The organism is Paenibacillus sp. J22TS3 (assembly GCF_018403205.1).
Taxonomy (GTDB): domain Bacteria; phylum Bacillota; class Bacilli; order Paenibacillales; family Paenibacillaceae; genus Fontibacillus; species Fontibacillus tuaregi.
The window spans coordinates 791,056-808,029 of record NZ_BOSF01000002.1 but is presented as its reverse complement, the minus strand read 5'-3'; the positions used below and the strand labels follow the sequence as shown (position 1 = coordinate 808,029).

Annotated in this window: 15 protein-coding genes and 1 pseudogene; 3 read left to right on the top strand and 13 right to left on the bottom strand. The window is 51.0% G+C overall.

The annotated features are described in order from the left end of the window. Positions 1-151: 151 nt before the first annotated feature. The 3 genes from KJS63_RS09600 to KJS63_RS09590 form a co-directional block, all read right to left on the bottom strand. On the bottom strand, positions 152-694 hold the full coding sequence (locus KJS63_RS09600) for a GNAT family N-acetyltransferase (RefSeq protein WP_213618879.1): 543 nt from the start codon (positions 692-694) through the stop codon (positions 152-154). Between the two features lie 169 nt (positions 695-863). Beyond that, positions 864-2,120: an MFS transporter gene (locus KJS63_RS09595; RefSeq protein WP_213618878.1), complete on the bottom strand. Its 1,257-nt coding sequence runs from the start codon at positions 2,118-2,120 to the stop codon at positions 864-866. A gap of 262 nt (positions 2,121-2,382) precedes the next feature. After that, positions 2,383-2,823, bottom strand: coding sequence for a GNAT family N-acetyltransferase (locus KJS63_RS09590; RefSeq protein WP_213618877.1), 441 nt, complete (start codon positions 2,821-2,823; stop codon positions 2,383-2,385). A gap of 140 nt (positions 2,824-2,963) precedes the next feature. Between KJS63_RS09590 and KJS63_RS09585 the strand changes: the two genes are divergently transcribed. Further along, positions 2,964-3,266 carry a putative quinol monooxygenase gene (locus KJS63_RS09585; RefSeq protein ID WP_213618876.1) on the top strand — a complete coding sequence of 101 codons (303 nt, stop codon included), beginning with the start codon at positions 2,964-2,966 and terminating at the stop codon, positions 3,264-3,266. Between the two features lie 217 nt (positions 3,267-3,483). On the opposite strand, the pseudogene KJS63_RS09580 reads toward KJS63_RS09585, so the two are convergent. The 7 genes and pseudogenes from KJS63_RS09580 to KJS63_RS09550 form a co-directional block, all read right to left on the bottom strand. Beyond that, positions 3,484-5,012, bottom strand: a pseudogene (locus KJS63_RS09580) (choice-of-anchor Q domain-containing protein). Positions 5,013-5,071: 59 nt separating this feature from the next. Further along, the gene (locus KJS63_RS09575; protein WP_244862549.1) at positions 5,072-5,968 is read right to left on the bottom strand and encodes a carbohydrate kinase family protein; all 897 of its coding nucleotides are present in this window, start codon (positions 5,966-5,968) and stop codon (positions 5,072-5,074) included. A 50-nt stretch (positions 5,969-6,018) separates the two neighbouring features. Beyond that, positions 6,019-7,320, bottom strand: coding sequence for an alpha-galactosidase (gene melA, locus KJS63_RS09570; RefSeq protein ID WP_213618874.1), 1,302 nt, complete (start codon positions 7,318-7,320; stop codon positions 6,019-6,021). Positions 7,321-7,340: 20 nt separating this feature from the next. Next, positions 7,341-8,165 carry a carbohydrate ABC transporter permease gene (locus KJS63_RS09565; protein WP_213618873.1) on the bottom strand — a complete coding sequence of 275 codons (825 nt, stop codon included), beginning with the start codon at positions 8,163-8,165 and terminating at the stop codon, positions 7,341-7,343. A 17-nt stretch (positions 8,166-8,182) separates the two neighbouring features. Beyond that, positions 8,183-9,118, bottom strand: coding sequence for a carbohydrate ABC transporter permease (locus KJS63_RS09560; protein ID WP_213618872.1), 936 nt, complete (start codon positions 9,116-9,118; stop codon positions 8,183-8,185). Between the two features lie 15 nt (positions 9,119-9,133). After that, positions 9,134-10,423, bottom strand: a complete 1,290-nt coding sequence (locus KJS63_RS09555) for an ABC transporter substrate-binding protein (RefSeq protein WP_213618871.1) — start codon at positions 10,421-10,423, stop codon at positions 9,134-9,136. A 69-nt stretch (positions 10,424-10,492) separates the two neighbouring features. Beyond that, the gene (locus tag KJS63_RS09550; protein WP_213618870.1) at positions 10,493-11,296 is read right to left on the bottom strand and encodes a DeoR/GlpR family DNA-binding transcription regulator; all 804 of its coding nucleotides are present in this window, start codon (positions 11,294-11,296) and stop codon (positions 10,493-10,495) included. A gap of 403 nt (positions 11,297-11,699) precedes the next feature. Between KJS63_RS09550 and KJS63_RS09545 the strand changes: the two genes are divergently transcribed. Then, positions 11,700-12,746, top strand: a complete 1,047-nt coding sequence (locus KJS63_RS09545; RefSeq protein WP_213618869.1) for an SIS domain-containing protein — start codon at positions 11,700-11,702, stop codon at positions 12,744-12,746. A 96-nt stretch (positions 12,747-12,842) separates the two neighbouring features. On the opposite strand, the gene KJS63_RS09540 is transcribed toward KJS63_RS09545, so the two are convergent. Continuing rightward, entirely contained in the window at positions 12,843-13,685 is an 843-nt protein-coding gene (locus KJS63_RS09540) for an aldo/keto reductase (RefSeq protein WP_213618868.1), read from the bottom strand. A gap of 375 nt (positions 13,686-14,060) precedes the next feature. On the opposite strand from KJS63_RS09540, the gene KJS63_RS09535 reads away from it, so the two are divergent. Then, on the top strand, positions 14,061-14,636 hold the full coding sequence (locus KJS63_RS09535) for a PadR family transcriptional regulator (protein ID WP_213618867.1): 576 nt from the start codon (positions 14,061-14,063) through the stop codon (positions 14,634-14,636). An 18-nt stretch (positions 14,637-14,654) separates the two neighbouring features. On the opposite strand, the gene KJS63_RS09530 is transcribed toward KJS63_RS09535, so the two are convergent. Next, complete coding sequence (locus KJS63_RS09530) at positions 14,655-15,641, bottom strand: dihydrodipicolinate synthase family protein (protein ID WP_213618866.1); 987 nt, start codon at positions 15,639-15,641, stop codon at positions 14,655-14,657. Positions 15,642-15,655: 14 nt separating this feature from the next. Next, positions 15,656-16,951 (bottom strand): beta/alpha barrel domain-containing protein, encoded by a 1,296-nt coding sequence (locus tag KJS63_RS09525; RefSeq protein ID WP_213618865.1) that lies wholly within the window; start codon positions 16,949-16,951, stop codon positions 15,656-15,658. Positions 16,952-16,974: the final 23 nt, after the last annotated feature.

Genomic DNA, 16,974 nt, shown 5'->3' with positions numbered 1-16,974 from the left:
CTATACCTTACGCAAATACCAAAAGAAATAGGCCAACCAGTAATCTGATTGACCTAATCATACGAAGGGCCGTCCCCGAAGACGGCCCTTGATTTTGTTTAGGAGTTCGGTTTGTGTTCGGAAAGCTTCGAAAACGAGAACCCGCCTCCCGTCAACTCGTCCATTCCCCAGCCAGCATGCCATAAACCACATGATCCACATAGCGATCCCCGATCAGCTCTGAAGCCCGAATTACCCCTTCCTGGGTAAAGCCCAGTCTCTCGGGCACCGCCCGGCTCTTCTTGTTATCTACCGCTGCCCGGATTTCCACCCGGTTCAACTCAAGCTCCTGGAAAGAGTAATTAATCAAGGCTCTGCATGCTTTGGTGATCAGGCCTTTGCCCTGATATTCAGAGCCCAGCCAATACCCGATCGACACCTTGCGGTTCGGCAGGTTCAGATCCTTAAGCGAGATGCAGCCCGCGATCTGGCCTTGATATACAAGACCACAGTACACACCGAGCCCTTTGGCATACACCTCAAGCTGGGATCGGATAAAATTCTCCGTATCCCCTGCTTCCCGTGTGAATGCCACCCAAGGCAGCCATTCACCCAACATCTCCCGATCAAGTACGGTCAGCTCAAATAAACGCGCGGCATCCCGTGGCTCAAGCAGCTTTAGGGATAAATCATCGTCAATGGTATATTTGAACATGGCATTCCTTCCTCTCTGTTTGAACTCTCACTATTTCTCATACCTGTGCCGCTCGGGCGTCAACAACCGTACCGCGCGAAGCTCCCCGCCTCCCAGCGCGCGGTGTGGCCTGGCATAACGGTTGTCAAACGCAATTTTAAGCCAGCCGCACCCGATTCAGCCCTTTTGTTTAAGCCAACTCATGATCCTTCGGCAGGAAGATCGTAAGCAGACCGATCAGCGGCAGGAAGGCGCAAATTTTCATTACAGTTTCAATACTCGTGGCATCGGCATAATGACCCAGTATGGCAGAGCCAATTCCGGCAAGACCGAACGCAAGCCCGAAGAATAAGCCTGATACCAAACCGACCTTGCCCGGAAGCAGCTCCTGGGCGTAGACCACAATAATCGAGAAGGCTGAGGATAGTACGAACCCGGCGCACACAACAAGCACTCCAGACCAAAACAGGCTGGCATATGGCAGCAGCAGTGAGAATGGCGCCGCTCCCAGGATGGACAGCCAAATGATTTTCCGTCTTCCATAACGGTCCGCAAGCGGCCCGCCGAAGAAGGTTCCAACCGCAGAGGAAGCCAGGAATGCGAACAAGAACCACTGCGCGGTCTGCTTCGAGATTCCGAAGCTGTCAATCAGGAAGAAGGAATAAAAGTTCGTGATGCTGACCATATAAACGTTCTTGGAGAAGACCAGCAGAACCAGAATAATCATGGCTCCAACCACGGCCGCTTTGGATAAGGCTCGTCTTGTGCCCGCATGTTCAACAGAAGTCTTTTTCTTACGGGGCTGTAGATCCTGAGCACTGTACCATTTGGCTACCCGGTATTGGATTCCGATGGCAATCAGCGCAGCGATGCTGAACCAGATCACGCTGAATTGCCCCAGCGGAACAAAGATCAACGCGGTCATCAGCGGTCCCAGTGAACTGCCGAAATTGCCGCCCACCTGGAAGATCGACTGGGCAAGCCCCCGGCGCGGCCCTGCGGCCAGATAAGCAACCCGCGAGGATTCCGGGTGAAAGACCGACGACCCAATTCCAATGAAGGTGACAGCTAACAGCATCCATATGTAACTTGGAGCAAACGCAACGAGCACAACCCCAAGCAGGGTGAAGATGACCCCGAAGGGAAGAATAAAGGGACGCGGCCTGATGTCTGAATAGACACCCACTACAGGTTGAAGAACGGATGCTGTAACATTCATGGCAAACGTAATCCAGCCGATCTGTCCATAGGACAGTGAGAGCGAGTCCTTAAGCACCGGGAACAGCGCCGGTATGGCGGATTGCATAGCATCATTCAGCAGATGCACGATACTGACGGCGAACAAAATTGGATACACTGTGGCCTGATTTACGGCCGACTTAACAACGGCAGCTGCCTTGTTCAAGAAATCTCCCTCCCATTCCTTCTCTCTGTAAATAAAATCCATAACAATGAACTTATGAAGGTTACCCTTTAGAAGCGCTGCGAAGCCGGGTGTTCTTTAAGGCCACTGTTGTCTCCGAAATGCTTGAACTAATATCCAAGTAGGGGCATTTCGGAGACAAAGGCGGACGCTCCGCTTCTTCAGAATCCCTCGTCCTCTCCGCTGAGATCGGTTTATTCTAAAGTTCATTTTATACAGCCTATTTTTAGGTTTAAATGGAATCATGCCACAAATTCACAGCAAAGAAAAGAGAAACTGTATAAATTTACAGTTTCTCTTCATTAAAATTTATTATCGCATTTAATGTTTTGGTAAAAATTATTTCCATCGGTTCGTTCTGGAGCAGCAGGCTCCCCGCATCCATATATCCAAGCTGCCTGTAGAAATGCTGGGCCTGCTCATTCGATAAGCTTGACGTCATCACGAGCCGGAATCCCTTAGCATACATCTCCCGTTCCCAGTGAGTAACCACGCTTCTGCCCATCCCCTGCCCCCGGTATTCCTCATGGATCCAGAGCATGTTCATAAAAGGGATGTTATCCCAGAAGTATCCATATCTAAGCCAGCCTATTACCTGATCTTCTTCATCACGAAGCATGTAGATTTCCTGCTGCTCGATCTTCTGACGGACCATCATTGGCGGAAGATGCCTATCATGCTCAAGAATATATGGAATATCCGATATCCCCGCAAGCTCTATTCTCATGGTGCTCCCCCTTTAACAATTGCCGTTTACAAAGAAGTTCTACACAGGGAGCAGCCACTCCTTCTGGAAGGATTAGGCTAATGATATAATACATAAGAGCATGCTATGATCCAAAAATTCTTAAGAGAGAAGTGACGATCATGAGTAAATATGGGATGAATGTGAAATTCACGGCTGTCCCCGGGGAACGGAACAATCTTGCCCAAATTCTTCTGAATGCGGCTGATTCCCTACAAACTGTACCCGAGTGCCTGATTTACGCGATTCATGTCACGGAGAATGAACCGGATACGGTGTGGGTCACCGAGGTCTGGAGCAGCAAAGTCGCACATGACGCCTCCCTGCAGCAGGAGGACACTCAAGCTGCCATCGGACGGGCCAAGTCCTTGATTGCAGGCATTGAGGCCGTGCAGCTGACCTCCCTTGGCGGGAAAGGACTCTAGCTGTAGCAGAGGGTTAATAGCTAAATGAGCAGCAGCGCCCCGGCGGTATTGGTTGGATTTATCCACCAATAACATCCGGGGCGCTCTTTTTTACCATAATAATTACATTTGAGGTGACCCGCTTATTTAGTGTGGCCTGAATCTGCAGCGTTCACGTCCATGTGTACGTGCACTCCACAGATGGCCGTGCATATCCTGTAAGCTCTATGAACGGAGCTTACTCGTAAGCGCCAATATTCACAGCGGTTCCCTGAACTCTAGGCTTCCCGTCTAAATCCAAATCTCCGATGATCGCACGGTCCGTGTCGCCTGCATCAACTGCCGGAGACGAGGATTGAAGATGGTAATCGTCCCCCGCTGCATTCACAAATTTAGGATCGCTGAACAAAGAATGCGCATCATTGCCGGTTCCCGTTTTATATGCAGAGAAACCTGTGTAGCTTTTATTTTTCCATGTCCAGATCGCTTTACCGCTTCCGCTAGGGGAGAAATATAAATTATAATCCACGATGTTCCCGGAATTCTTGGTGTAATCATTTTTGATAAGTATGTTTGTGGAACTGGCCACAAAGATGTTGTTCTTAATGATGTTATTTCTCGTATCATACTGGAGCAGCAGCTGGCCGTTCTCATCACCCAACGTATCATTTTTATACAGGGTATTGTTCACGATCTTGCAATCGGCCGTGGAGCCGCGCTTGGTGTCATATCCTCCCATGGCGATTCCAGTGACCCGGTTGCCCTTCACCAGGTTGCTGCGCACCGTTATATTGCTGGTTGATTTGCCGGCATGCTCGGAAGCCACCTCGATGCCAATATCGTTGTTGTAGCTGTAGTTCTGTTCAATGATGCTGTCTTTGCCGCCATCCACGTATATGCCGCCTGCCGACATGTCCTCATAAGAAGGGTTATTCTTCGTAGAAATATTGTAGATCCGGTTGCCCTTCACCAGACCGTTCCGCACCTGATCATAAGCTGTATTCGGGGCTTTCCCCTCGAAGCCGATAAGGTCGATTCCAATGTTGTCGTTATCATGTATAAGATTGCCGGTCACTGCAAAGGAGTCCACATTGCCATTCAGAACCAACGATTCGCTGGAGCCCAGCACAAGGTTGTACAGCTCATTGCCCGAGATTGTAATGTCGTGAATGGATTCAGGGGCTTTTGTTCCATATACAGCGATCCCATGCGCATCCCGGCCAAGCAAATCGCTGCCGGTCGGGGTGGCGGTGTTTTTGATGTCATGGATTTTGTTCCCGGATAAATCGATAAAACTGCCCGATCCGCGCACGTAAATGCCCACCGGCATCACGTTCTTGGTAGAAGTAGTATAATTGCGAACTTCAAAGCCCTTAATCGTAACATAGTTCACATCGGCGAGTTCGATCAGCCCCTCAATCCCCTTCACCGAAAGTCCAGTGCCGTCAAGGATTGGAGCCTCGTTGCCTTCATTCATAAAAACAATGGGACCTTGCGAGGCCGAGCCGGAACGGGTGATCTTCAGCTTCTGATTGTACTCCCGCCCCGGACATGAACCGTACTGCCCGCAGGAACTGTGTCAGCCGCATGCTGAAGTGTCTTCCATGGCGCGCTGCTCGTACCCGCGTTGGAGTCATTACCATTTGTCGCCACGTAGTAATCCGTGCTTGCTGCGGAAGCTGCTGCCGATAACCGCTCAGGCCCGGCTGCCAGGCCCAGCCCAACTACAACGCTTAATCCAAGCGCCAGCATTTTTCCGAATTTCATCGGTTCCCTCACTCCCTTGATCAACTTGATCCCGCAAATTTGAACCACGATTTCACAGATCATTCTCCGGCTTGCAGACGAAGTACAGCCTCTACCGTCGGCAGGCTGCCGGTGCCCCCAATGCCAAGCGTAGACAACGCCCCGCACGCATTGGCGAACCGCAGCAGCTCTTCGCCGCGCCGGCCGAGCAGATAGCCATATATGATCCCGGCATTAAAGCAATCCCCTGCTCCCGTCGTGTCTACAGGAGTCATGGCATACGGTCCGGCGGATATCGTGCTTCCATCAGGCTCACGAAGCGAAGCTCCTCTGGAGCCCTGCTTGACCACAATCAATCCTCCTGTGGAAGGAAGCTCGGATTCCAGCACATCGGCTACCCGGTCAGCCGGAAAGATATGCAGCAGTTCATCCTCACTCGGAATGAACAGATCGGTCTCCTTCAACACGGCAGAGATTCCCTCGCGATCCCATTGATTAGCCACATCCCATCCTGTATCAAAGGACGTGCTGATCCCGTCCGCACGCAGCCTTCTAAATAACTCCGGCCAGTGCGGCCTCATTCCGTCCTGCAAATAATAAGAGCCGAAGTGCAGGTGTGCAGCCTGCTGCAGCAGCGTCCTTGGAATATAATGCGGAGTCAACAGCGGGATGCTGCCGGCGTAGGTTAACAATCCGCGGTCTTCCGGTGTGGACAAGCTCAGGGTCACCCCAGTCTTGACACCCGGAAGCCGGGTTACATGCTCCGTATTGACTCCCATGCGCTGCAGCTCATCCGTGCAGAATGTACCGAAATCGTCGTCTCCCACCACACTCACGAACCTCACATCCGCTCCAAGGCTGGCAAGCGCACAGGCCGTAATGGCCGAGGATGATCCAAGAACGATCTCAAAGCCGTCAACCATCTTCTCCCGGTTCCATTCCGGCATGACATCCCTGCCGGATATAATGATGTCCACGTTAAGCTCTCCGGCGACGACAACAATTGGCTTTGATTCAGCGTTTTGCATCATTTCAACACCGGAATAAAGCCTTGTTCCGCCTCATACAGCTCTTCGAACATGCTGCTGATTTCCTCCAGGGAGCAGACGGCCGCAGATAGCGGGTCCACCATCAGCGCATGGCGGGCCATTTCCTTGTCCCTCTTCAGCACGGCTTCCACAGCAAGTTCAAAGAAAGCCATGTTCGAGCGGCACAGAGCAGCCAAGTGCTCAGGGAGGCTTCCGAATCTGGTAGGCTGCACGCCCCTGCGGTCAACCAGACAGGCCACTTCAACCACGCCGTTCTGCGGTAGATTCTCGATTAGCCCCCGATTAGGAACGTTGCCGTATATGACCTTCGGCTCGTTCTTCAATACAGCTTCGATGATAACCGCCGCATATTCATTGCTGGATTTCAGCTCAAGCGGCTGCCTGCCCTCCAGCTGTGCCAGGATCCTCTCATCGTTCTCCTTGCGCCAGATCGGCCAGTTGTCAGCGTAGAAACCCGTGGCGCCGTTGTAGCCGGAGTTGCAGTGCTTGTCGATCAGCGACTGGCGTTTCCGGTAATATGGAATATACTCCGAGAAGTGACCGCTGGATTCCGAAACGAAGGCACCCAAATATTTCATGGCGTCTAGACGGACCGGGTCCTGCTTCAGCAACTCGGGGTCCTTCATCTTATCGAGCAGAACGGGATACAGGTCTTTACCAGCATGGGACAGCTCGACAAACCAAGACATGTGATTGATGCCGCCGGCTTTCCAGTTCATTTCATTATACGGAACACCGGCATATTCTGCCAGCTGAGCAGACGTGTTCTGAATGGAGTGACACAGCCCGACCACTGGAATATCCGTGATCCGGGAAGTCAGAAGCGTTACGGCGGACATCGGATTGGTATAGTTCAGAATCGTGGAGTCCGGACACAGCTCTTCAATATCTTGAACAATCTCTATCCAGCTAGGAAGCGTACGCAGCGTCTTGAAGAGACCTCCGGGTCCCAGCGTATCCCCAATACATTGATTAACCCCGTATTTCAACGGGATTTCATATTCGTAACGAACGTTCTCCAGACCCCCAACTTCAATCTGGTTAATGACAAACTGGGAACCTCCTATGACCTCCCTGCGTTCTGTGGAAGCGATCACTTCCCACCGTTTCCCCGTCAGCTCCACAATCTTGAGCACCAGCTTGCGGGCAATCTCGAGCCGCTGTGCGTCGATATCTACCAGAGCAATGGTGCCTGCCTCCAAGTCTTCAATCATCAGAATATCCATAGCGATGTCTTGGGTAAACGCACTGCCTGCGCCAATAATTGAAATTTTAGTCATAACTCGTCGTCTCCTTACCTTTATTTCATGCCTGTCATAGTCAAGCCCTTAATAAATTGCTTTTGGAAAATCAGGAACATAATAATAACCGGTATGGTAATCATAACTGCCGCGGACATCACCACGTTGTAATTGACCTGATGGGTTCCGTTAAAATATACAAGTGCGAGCGGAACGGTCATTTTGCTCTCGTCATTCAATACGATCAGCGGCCACAGGTAATTATTCCAGGAGTTCATAAACGTAAAGATCCCCAAGGCCGACAGCATTGGCAGGATAAGCGGTGAAATGATGCGCAGCATGACTCTGAACTCCCCGGCACCATCCAATCTTGCAGCCTCCAGTAGTTCCTGAGGGATCTCCTCGATGAACTGTTTGGCCAGAAACACACCGTAAGAGCTGACCAGATTCGGTAAAATAATTGCCATGATGTTGTTAACCAACCCAAGCTCGGATGTAAGCAGATAGGTCGGAATCATAATGACCTGAAACGGGATCATCATGGTCGCCAGAATCAGGATGAACAACAGCCTCTTACCTTTAAATTGATGTTTGGCAAAAATATATCCGGCCACAGAGCTGGTAAGCAGAGTGATCACCGTAATAACCACGGAGGTCACCAAGCTGTTCAGCATCCATGTGACAAACGGCGCATCCTGCAGAACCGTCCGGTATCCCTCCAAGCTTGGCTGCCGGGGGAACATTCCACCGGAGCCAGAGACGATATCCATATTGCTCTTCAGGGAAGACAACACCATCCAGACATAGGGCAGCAGCATGATACAGGCCGCACCCGTTAATACGGCGATAAGAATGATGTCAAATAGACTGTGTTTACGGGGCATATCTTCCCCCTCCCCTCTCAATGTTCCCACTGCGTACGTCCCAATCTCAGCTGCAGCAGGGTCACCAACAGAATGACCACTAGAAACACCGTTGCCATAGCCGAAGCATATCCCATATTCGAATTGGAGAAGGCCTGATCATAGATGTGCAGCGACAGCACCCGGGTCTCGTTGAAGGGCTCCCCCTTCGTCATGATCTGGAATTGGGCAAAGGCCTGGAAGTAAGAAACAACTGTAGTTACCGAAACAAACAGCAGGGTTCTGCGGAGCAGCGGCAGTGTAATATGGAAAAATATATGCCAACGGCTCGCGCCTTCCAGAATCGCGGCCTCATAGTACATGTCGGGAATGGAATCCAGCCCGGCAATAAACAGAACGATGTTATAGCCGATGTCTGCCCACAAGGTCATCATAATGACGGAATAAAGCGCATAATGCGGATCGCTGAGCCACTGAACCGGTTCCATATGCAATTTGGCCAGCACCATGTTGAACAAGCCGTTGTTGTAATTGAACATCGTACTCCATACGATGGCTGTTCCTGCCAGCGGTGCGATCGTCGGGAGAAAGAATACGGTCCGGAACAAATTCTTGATCCATGGAATGCGAACCCGCTGAATAGCCGAAGCGATTATAAGCGTAATGACAATATTCACAGCCACGGCGATAATTACAAATTTGAAAGTTACCCATAGTGACTTCAAGAATATAGAATCCTGGGCCATGCGGATATAGTTGTCTGCTCCTACGAACAATGCAGTCGAGCTGAGCGGGTCATATTTAAATACGGACAAGCCCAAGCTCCACCCAATGGGAAGGAAAGCAAACACCCCGAACAGGAGCAGAATCGGCACCAGAGAGATGATGATGAATCTCCGTTTTGCCTTGTAGCCCGCCCCTCTGACGGCCGGTTCAATCTTATCCGCCTTCTTGGTTGATACAGATGTACTCATGCCCCAGCACCCCTATCACTTGTGTTGATCCTGACTTTCGTTGATGATCCGTTCGATATTCGCCAATCCATCCTCCACACTCATCTGTTTGCTGACCATCAACTGAAAATTGTCGTTGACCTGCTTGAAGAAGAGATCGCGATCCGCTACAGGCCCGATCCATTGGCCGAGCTGCAATATGTCCAGCGAAGCTTTGATCTGAGGATTGCTCTTCCGGAACTCTGGATCTTCGGCGATTTCCTTTTTGGCCGGTACGGTAAAAGTGTCCGTATTCCATGTTGAAAGATTGTCTTTCTCCGAGATGAAGCGGATGAACTCAAGCGCAGCCTCCTGCCGCTTGCTTTGCTTGGACACGGCAAGACCCCAACCAGATTCAGCCGCAAAGGCAGGCGGGTTCCCTGTAAATGACGGCACGGGGACGTACTCAAAATCATTTACTTTATAGTTGTTCAGTCCCGCAGCAATCGTCCAAGGGCCTCGATAGGTCATGGCCGAGTTCCCCCGGAAAAAATAGTCGGAGGTGTCCAGCTCCCCACCGAAGGTGGTCAGATCCGCCACCTTGTCATCGGCCACAAGCGACACCATGGCGGACATCGCCTTTTGCGCTTCTGGAGTGTGGAAATTCACATGTCCGTCATCTCCCCAGAAGCTTGCGCCTTGCTGCAGAATTAGCGATAAGAAGGTAAACGTGATATTGTCTGTCGATACAAAATCAAATCCCTTGACCTTGATGGCACTGCCCTCACGAACAGTCAGTTTTTTGGCGTAATCCACAAGTTCCGCCCAGGTGGACGGAGGATGATCCAGGCCTTTATCTTTCAGCATTTTCGGGTGAATCAGCATCCCGCCATTTTCAATGTTGTATTCCAGCGGAAGTCCATACAGCTTGTTATCGCGCATATATCCGCCTAGGGGTGCATCATAATAAGCCTTTTTTGTGTTCTCGCTATCGGGGATTTCAACGAGCAGCCCATTCTTGGAATATTGCGGAACCCAGGTGCCGAAGAATTCGGCGACATCGGGCGGCTTTTTCGCAGAGAATGAAGCTTTCAGCTTCTGATTATAGACATCATACGGGAAGGTCTGGTACTCAATAATTACATCGGGGTGTGAGGACTGATACTTGGAGATCAGCTTCTTGTATGCGTTTACAATTCCGTCTTCTTGATGGCTCCAAAAGACCAGCTTCACTTTGCCTTGCGGGTCTGTAGATTCGCTGCCGCTTGTGGAAGGGCTTCCACAACCTGCTACGGCAAATACAACGCAAACAGCCGCAATGAACTGCATAAACCTAGAAAACTGCATTCGCATATCCTCCCTTGATCCTGCAAAATTTCCAGCATATCTAGAGGAGATCAGCTTGAGAATAAAGCGTTATTGTATCGAAGCGGTGTGATCTCTGGCTGTGTGTATGGCAATCTGCTGCTCCCGGCACGCTTGCTCAAACCATCCCTCCAGCTGCATATCCGTAATTACCCCAGTTACCTGATTTAGGGGTACAATTGTAAACAAAGCGCTCTTCTCAAGCTTGCTTTGATCAAATACAGCATAGACCTCGCTGGAACGATCCATCATGAATTGGGCTATACGGGCTTCAAGCTCGGAATGCATCGTAAAACCGTGATTCTGAGATACGCCGTCCACCCCGAGAAACATTCTGGTAATGTTAATTTTATCAATTACGTTCTCCGCCAGCGGACCGCTTAGCTCATAGCTTTTGGCCCGCATTACTCCGCCGATGACTACAACCGTAATGTCTTCCGCATCGGCCAGCTCATAAGCGATATTCACCGCATTGGTCACAATCGTTATATTGCGATGTTTTTTAAGCGCTTTCGCAATAAAGAACGTTGTTGTCCCCCCGGTTAGGCAGATAATATCCCCTTCCTGGACCAAATCTGCTGCGGCTTCAGCTATCCGTTCTTTATCCTGTCGTCTGTAATCACGCTTGGCGGCAAAAGGCAGCTCTGCGGCTGAAGACAACAGCGCCCCTTCATAAATGGCTCCGCCAGATGTGCGGATAATCGCGTCTGCTTTCTCCAGAGCATCCAGATCCCGCCTTGCCGTAGCTACCGAGCAGCCAATGACCTCAACGATCTCCTGCAGCGATATTTTGCCGTGCGATTTAATTAGCTCCAGCGTTTTCGCTCTGCGCAGCTCACCCTTTGAATATTGCATACTTCTCTCCTTTGATATATCTGGGCGTTCAGCCCGTGTTAGCTCTATTGTGTAGGATGAAAGGATGAATTGCAATTGGACGAAACGAGCCAGCATCCCTGGCTGCACCTGTTTTTTCCGGCTCCTTCACAGAGCTACAATCCGGCGGCGTTTCAGAGAATTTGCACACCTCCCTCGGCTGGCCGGACAAGTCCCGGCTGATAAATGAATGATTAGCTTGTGATCATAATAATCTTTTATTTTGATTAAATCAATCATTTTGTAAAAATTTCTTGCTCTTTTCGCTAATATATAGTCATAATTATGATTGGATACATCTTTTTATGCTATACTTTTGATTATAATGATCATGAATATGAAGAAAGTCATCATCATTTCACTTTAATTTCAGGAGGTACATTGTATGAGTTTGACGTATCGTGAAGTAAAAGACCAATATAAGGCCCTGCAGATGACTTATGATTATATGCTGGCCAAACGCGATGAATTTACCGCCTTTGTCCGAGCCCAGAAGGTTACCTCTGTAACCTTCATTGGCTGTGGGTCCAGCTATTGTCTGAGCGAAGCGGCTGCGTTCTCCTTCCGTTTGCGCGCCGGCCTGCCTGCAATCTCCTTGGCGGCTGGGGATCTGATGCTCCATGCCGACCGCTATCGCTCCATGCTGTCCGGTACCCTGGCCATTGCGCCGTCACGGTCCGGCAGCACCAGCGAGGTGGTTGAATCTTTGCGTCTGCTCAGGTCAGGCGGCCAGCATATTCCCGTATTAACGATTTCCTGTGTCGCGGATTCTCCTTTGTCCGCAAGCGCTGACTTTTCCCTCGAACTGCCTTGGGCCTTCGATCATAGCGTCTGCCAAACCCGTACGGTGACCAATCTGTATGCGGCCAACCTTCTGCTCGCCGCTTTTCTTGCCGGAGATGAAGACCTGATTGCTGATATGCAGGAAGCTATTAACCAAGGCGAAGCTTACATGGCGCGCGTGGAGGACAGTATCCGCCGGACCTCTGACTATAACTGGACGAACGCCGTCCTGCTTGGAGACGGGGAGCTGCACGGACTTGCTGCCGAAGGCGCCCTCGCCATAACTGAGATTGCCAGAACCCAAGCCCATGCTTACCATTTCCTGGACGTGCGGCATGGTCCGATGGTGACGGTAGGATCGAACACCTTGGTTATCGCCGCCTTTTCAGACAGCGGCATCCAGCATCAGCACAACCTGGTGCGTGATATTAAGGAGCGGGGAGCTACCGTCATCGGATTCGCCGATCGTGCGGGGGTGCTGCCGCATGAATTCCTTGACCTCGCGTTTACGACAGAACAACCGTTGGACACAGCGGTACGGGGCATCCCGTTCATTTTCATTCCGCAAATCGCCGCTCTGGCCAGCGCCGAGCGCCAAGGCATCAACCCGGATCAACCCGATGGGCTTGTTGCCTGGGTCAAGCTGTAAATAAACCATCGATCCACGTAAATCGCTGATTCAACAAAAAAGCTGTGCCCAAGATCGCTACGATCTCAGGCACAGCCTCTTGCAATTGAACTGCAATTAAAAGTTAAAATTGTCCGGGTCCGGTCCGGTACGTTCATTAAGATTCAGCGCATCAATAGCAGCCATGTCTTCAGGACTCAGCTCGAAATTGAATATGTCCGCATTACTGATAATCCGTTCTTCATGGACCGACTTCGGAATAGTGATGATCCGGTGCTGGAGATCCCAGCGGAGAACGACCTGGGCCGCAGTTTTGCCATATTTCTCACCGATCGCTTTCAGCTTCTCGTCCTGAGGGACCTTTCCCTGTGCAAGTGGTGACCAAGCTTCCACTACAATTCCTTTGGAATCGCAGAAGTCGCGGATTTCCTTCTGGCTCAGGTACGGATGAAGCTCAATTTGGTTGACGGCTGGAGTTACTGAAGCATCGACAAGCAGATCTTCAAGATGATGAACGTGGAAGTTGCATACGCCGATCGCCTTAGCCTTGCCATCCTGATATAACTTCTCCATCGCCTTCCATGTATCTTTATATTTGCCTTTAACTGGCCAATGAATCAAGTACAGGTCCACATAATCCAGGCCCAGCTTGCTAAGGCTGGTGTCAATCGCCTGCAGGGTGGATTCGTATCCTTGATCGGAGTTCCATACTTTAGTTGTAATGAAGAGATCTTCACGCTTAAGCCCGTTCTCCTCCAGCGCCTCGCGAATGGCTTGTCCAACGCCTTCCTCATTCTTGTAAGCAGCAGCAGTATCAATACTGCGGTATCCGTTACGGATTGCCGCCTTCACCGAGCTAACCACCTCGTCGCCTTCCTTAACCTGCCATACGCCAAGACCAAACCACGGCATTTGTACTCCATTGTTTAGTTTCACTGTATCTTGTAAATGGTTAGGCATGTAAATCCTCCTTAAGTGTTTTCATTAGTTCTGCCATGTCTATTATAGGAAATCCATATGTGAAATAAAAGAAGGCACATATTTGATACTTACCCGCGAGAAGGATAATATTTCCTATGAAATGAGATTTTCATAATTTATACTAGGTATAAAATGAACTTTAGAATTAACCGATCTCCGCGAAGAAGACGAGGGATTCTGAAGGAGCGGAGCGTCCGCCTTTGTCTCCGAAATGCCCCACTGGACAGCTAGTTCAAGCGTTTCGGAGACAACAGGGGTCGTAAGGACACTCGGCGTCGCAGCGTCCCGAATAGGGTAACCTTCATAAGTTCATTTAATATATATCAAAATGTAATTAATTAGGGGAACAGCAACATGGAGAAAAAAGACCACTTAATTGAAAATACCCGCAAACACGAGCGGAAGAAACGTTTTTTTGGTAGAGGCGGTGTTAAATATGCCCTGCTGGAGCTGTTAAGCCAGGGGCCTAAGCACGGGTATCAAATGATCAAAGCGCTTGAAGAAGAATCCGGAGGCATCTATGTCCCCAGTGCCGGTTCAATCTATCCTACGTTAAATATGCTTGAAGCACGGAAGCTGATATCCTCCGAGGCGGTTGAAGGCAAAAAGGTATACAGCCTGACTGAGACTGGACGCCAGTTCCTTAAGGATACACCGATTCAGGAACTGTACGGGGCCTCAGCCTACCGCAAGGAACTGTACCGGATTGAACGCGAAGGCCACGGCAAGGAATTCAAAGACGAGCTTTCCGAGCTTCTTCTGCTGATCGGTAAAGCCGAAAAAGCCACGGTCGGGCACCCTTTTCATTGGGAACGCTTCCGCAGCGCACTGGATCAGCTGAAAGAACAAATGAATGAAATTGTTGATGACCTGGACCGGACAAGAAAGCCGGCATCCCGGAGAAGACAGCCAGACGATACACAATCGTAAAATATATCCCATTGTGGGTCAATACAGCCGGTTCACCAAGACAGCCTCACGCAGGGACTTCACTTCATCTTGGCTCATCTCGTAACCCGTGATATCATGCGCCGCTTCCGGCGGTATGACCTCCGCAATGACCAGCACCCATAACATCCGCAGAATATATTTATCCATTGGGGCCTTAAAGGCCGCCTCCGCATATCCGTCCACCCTGGAAGACAGCTCCAGAAACCGATCTGCCTCTCCATTCAAATACGCCTTGATCATATCCGCTTGAATATTAGGGTAGGCCGCGCCTAGACCGGCTAGCGCCCCTTTGGCTCCGCGCATCACTGAATACCCAAACATCCGGTCTTCCCCGGTAATGAACAGCTTGTCCGGGAACTCCCTTCCCAGCAAGGATGCCACATCCTGCATCGTCATGACACTGTCGAGTGAAGCCATTTTGATACCGATGGTCTGAGGAAGCTCCATCAATCTCCTCAATACGTTCGGGGTATAAACAAGGCCTCCGGCTTCTTCATACAGATAGAACAGAATCAAAGGATAGCCCTCATTTGCCAGGCCGATGTGGTACTCCACGATCGCTTCATCCCGGACCTCGGGCGAAAGGTCCCGGAAGATGACCGGGGGGAAGACAAGGATCGCATCCGCCCCCCACCTCATTGCCTCCTCCACCATCCTGCGGGCAGATTCCTTCCATCTCTCCACTCTGCTTTCCTCGGGCCAGATAGGGTCAATCCTTGCCCCGGCACCCGCGATGACCAGCTGGTCCTCCCGGAGCTGCTTCCTCCACGATCGAAGCACGTACTCGCGCTCATGGTACGGTAAATGCAGTCCCCGCCCTGTATGAACCCATACGGCAACCCCTGCAACCTGCTGCCCGGCCATATAACGGACATACCGGTCATGGGCCTCCAGGTGAATGGCGCCATCCGCCGAACGGGGAACCGGAACAGCAGGAATCAGGCCCCCCATAATTCGTTCTTTGATCCGCTGATAATCATGCATAGGCTTGATCCCTCCTACAGCAAGTACAAAAAGTATTCCTTACCCTGATTCCGGTACCACGAAGCCACATCGCTGAACCTTATAACTCCTCCCGGACCGGTAATATCCTGATGTTCCTTCACATGCAGCATCCAGGTGATAAGCCCATCCTTCGGATGGAAATACAGCTCATGCAGCGCACGTTCCGTCTTGCTGCCGGTGCGCATGCCAAAGGCGGAGTTCGGACGCTGAAATATTGTATGCATTTGCAGGCTCTCGGCTCCCCGCAGCCCGTACTCCACGGCCATTTTACCGGAATGAATGTTGCCTGTGCCTGACAGAGGGGGGACCGGTTGCTTCAGCTTCCCAAGCACTTCCATCTTGCGCAAGCGGGAGAGAATGCGGAGATTCCGTGTGCTCAGATCCGGTCCTCCGTAGGCAGCGCCTTCCTTGCCTAGAAACTTGAGACGCGAGTCGTAGAGCCTGTTGGCATAGATCACATAGTCAGGCCTGACCGATCCCTCTTCAAGCAAAGTGCGGATGGATTCGAGCTGAAAGCGGTCGTCAAACATCGTGTTCATCAGCTTAATGCCCAACTGAAGATCGGCGTCCCCTGCGGCCGTTTTGATGAGGTAGGGCACCTGTCTAAGCCATTCCAGCACTGTATTCTGCTGCTTCGCCAGTCCCGACCCTGCTACTGTCGGGCTGAAATCCTTCTCCATTTGAAGCGGTCCTGCGCCAGACTGCTCATTCCACACTTGAAGAAGCATCCGTGTGGTGTGCCGGTATTCATCCAGCGCATAGCCGGCCTCTTCCCGGCAGGGCAGATGATACTTGCATGACGGGACCACAACCATTCCGTGGGTCCTGCCTACAGCAAGGGCAGAGCGGAAAAAGTCCAGGTAGGCCGACAGCGTACCGTACCATCCTCTGCCTCTCCAGGTTACATTCCATCCCAGCTCACCGGTCTCCTTGCCGGTAATCTGGTTCACCACCATGCGCGTTTCTTTCACCGCCCATTCCTTCATGGAACGCTGGCCTTCCTCATTCTCGGCAATCACGGTCTTGAGCACAACAAAGCCCAGACCTGCTCTGGCATCCGCCTTGACCTGCTCCAAATTCACCGACAGCTGGCCAGACGCTTTGCCGAACGGATTCTTAATCCGGGTCGTTCCATATCGTGATGAGACATCCACACCATACTTCTCCAAAATGTACTGTTCAATTTGATCTGGCATACCTTCCCGGAAGCGGTCATAATCCGCCTCGATTCGGGATACCGCCTGTCTGCCGATTAGCGGCTCGGCCGGTAAGATAGGGCCATCCATCATCTTCAACCCCCTGTAACATGATC

Bases quoted from the DNA above. Each gene is read 5' to 3' on its own strand.
- KJS63_RS09540 (WP_213618868.1), bottom strand. From the start codon at position 13,685: ATGCCTAACCATTTACAAGATACAGTGAAACTAAACAATGGAGTACAA.
- KJS63_RS09560 (WP_213618872.1), bottom strand. From the start codon at position 9,118: ATGAGTACATCTGTATCAACCAAGAAGGCGGATAAGATTGAACCGGCC.
- KJS63_RS09550 (WP_213618870.1), bottom strand. From the start codon at position 11,296: ATGCAATATTCAAAGGGTGAGCTGCGCAGAGCGAAAACGCTGGAGCTA.
- KJS63_RS09555 (WP_213618871.1), bottom strand. From the start codon at position 10,423: ATGCAGTTTTCTAGGTTTATGCAGTTCATTGCGGCTGTTTGCGTTGTA.
- KJS63_RS09595 (WP_213618878.1), bottom strand. From the start codon at position 2,120: ATGGATTTTATTTACAGAGAGAAGGAATGGGAGGGAGATTTCTTGAAC.
- KJS63_RS09525 (WP_213618865.1), bottom strand. From the start codon at position 16,951: ATGATGGATGGCCCTATCTTACCGGCCGAGCCGCTAATCGGCAGACAG.
- KJS63_RS09545 (WP_213618869.1), top strand. From the start codon at position 11,700: ATGAGTTTGACGTATCGTGAAGTAAAAGACCAATATAAGGCCCTGCAG.
- melA (WP_213618874.1), bottom strand. From the start codon at position 7,320: ATGACTAAAATTTCAATTATTGGCGCAGGCAGTGCGTTTACCCAAGAC.
- KJS63_RS09600 (WP_213618879.1), bottom strand. From the start codon at position 694: ATGTTCAAATATACCATTGACGATGATTTATCCCTAAAGCTGCTTGAG.
- KJS63_RS09565 (WP_213618873.1), bottom strand. From the start codon at position 8,165: ATGCCCCGTAAACACAGTCTATTTGACATCATTCTTATCGCCGTATTA.
- KJS63_RS09535 (WP_213618867.1), top strand. From the start codon at position 14,061: ATGGAGAAAAAAGACCACTTAATTGAAAATACCCGCAAACACGAGCGG.
- KJS63_RS09585 (WP_213618876.1), top strand. From the start codon at position 2,964: ATGAGTAAATATGGGATGAATGTGAAATTCACGGCTGTCCCCGGGGAA.
- KJS63_RS09590 (WP_213618877.1), bottom strand. From the start codon at position 2,823: ATGAGAATAGAGCTTGCGGGGATATCGGATATTCCATATATTCTTGAG.
- KJS63_RS09530 (WP_213618866.1), bottom strand. From the start codon at position 15,641: ATGCATGATTATCAGCGGATCAAAGAACGAATTATGGGGGGCCTGATT.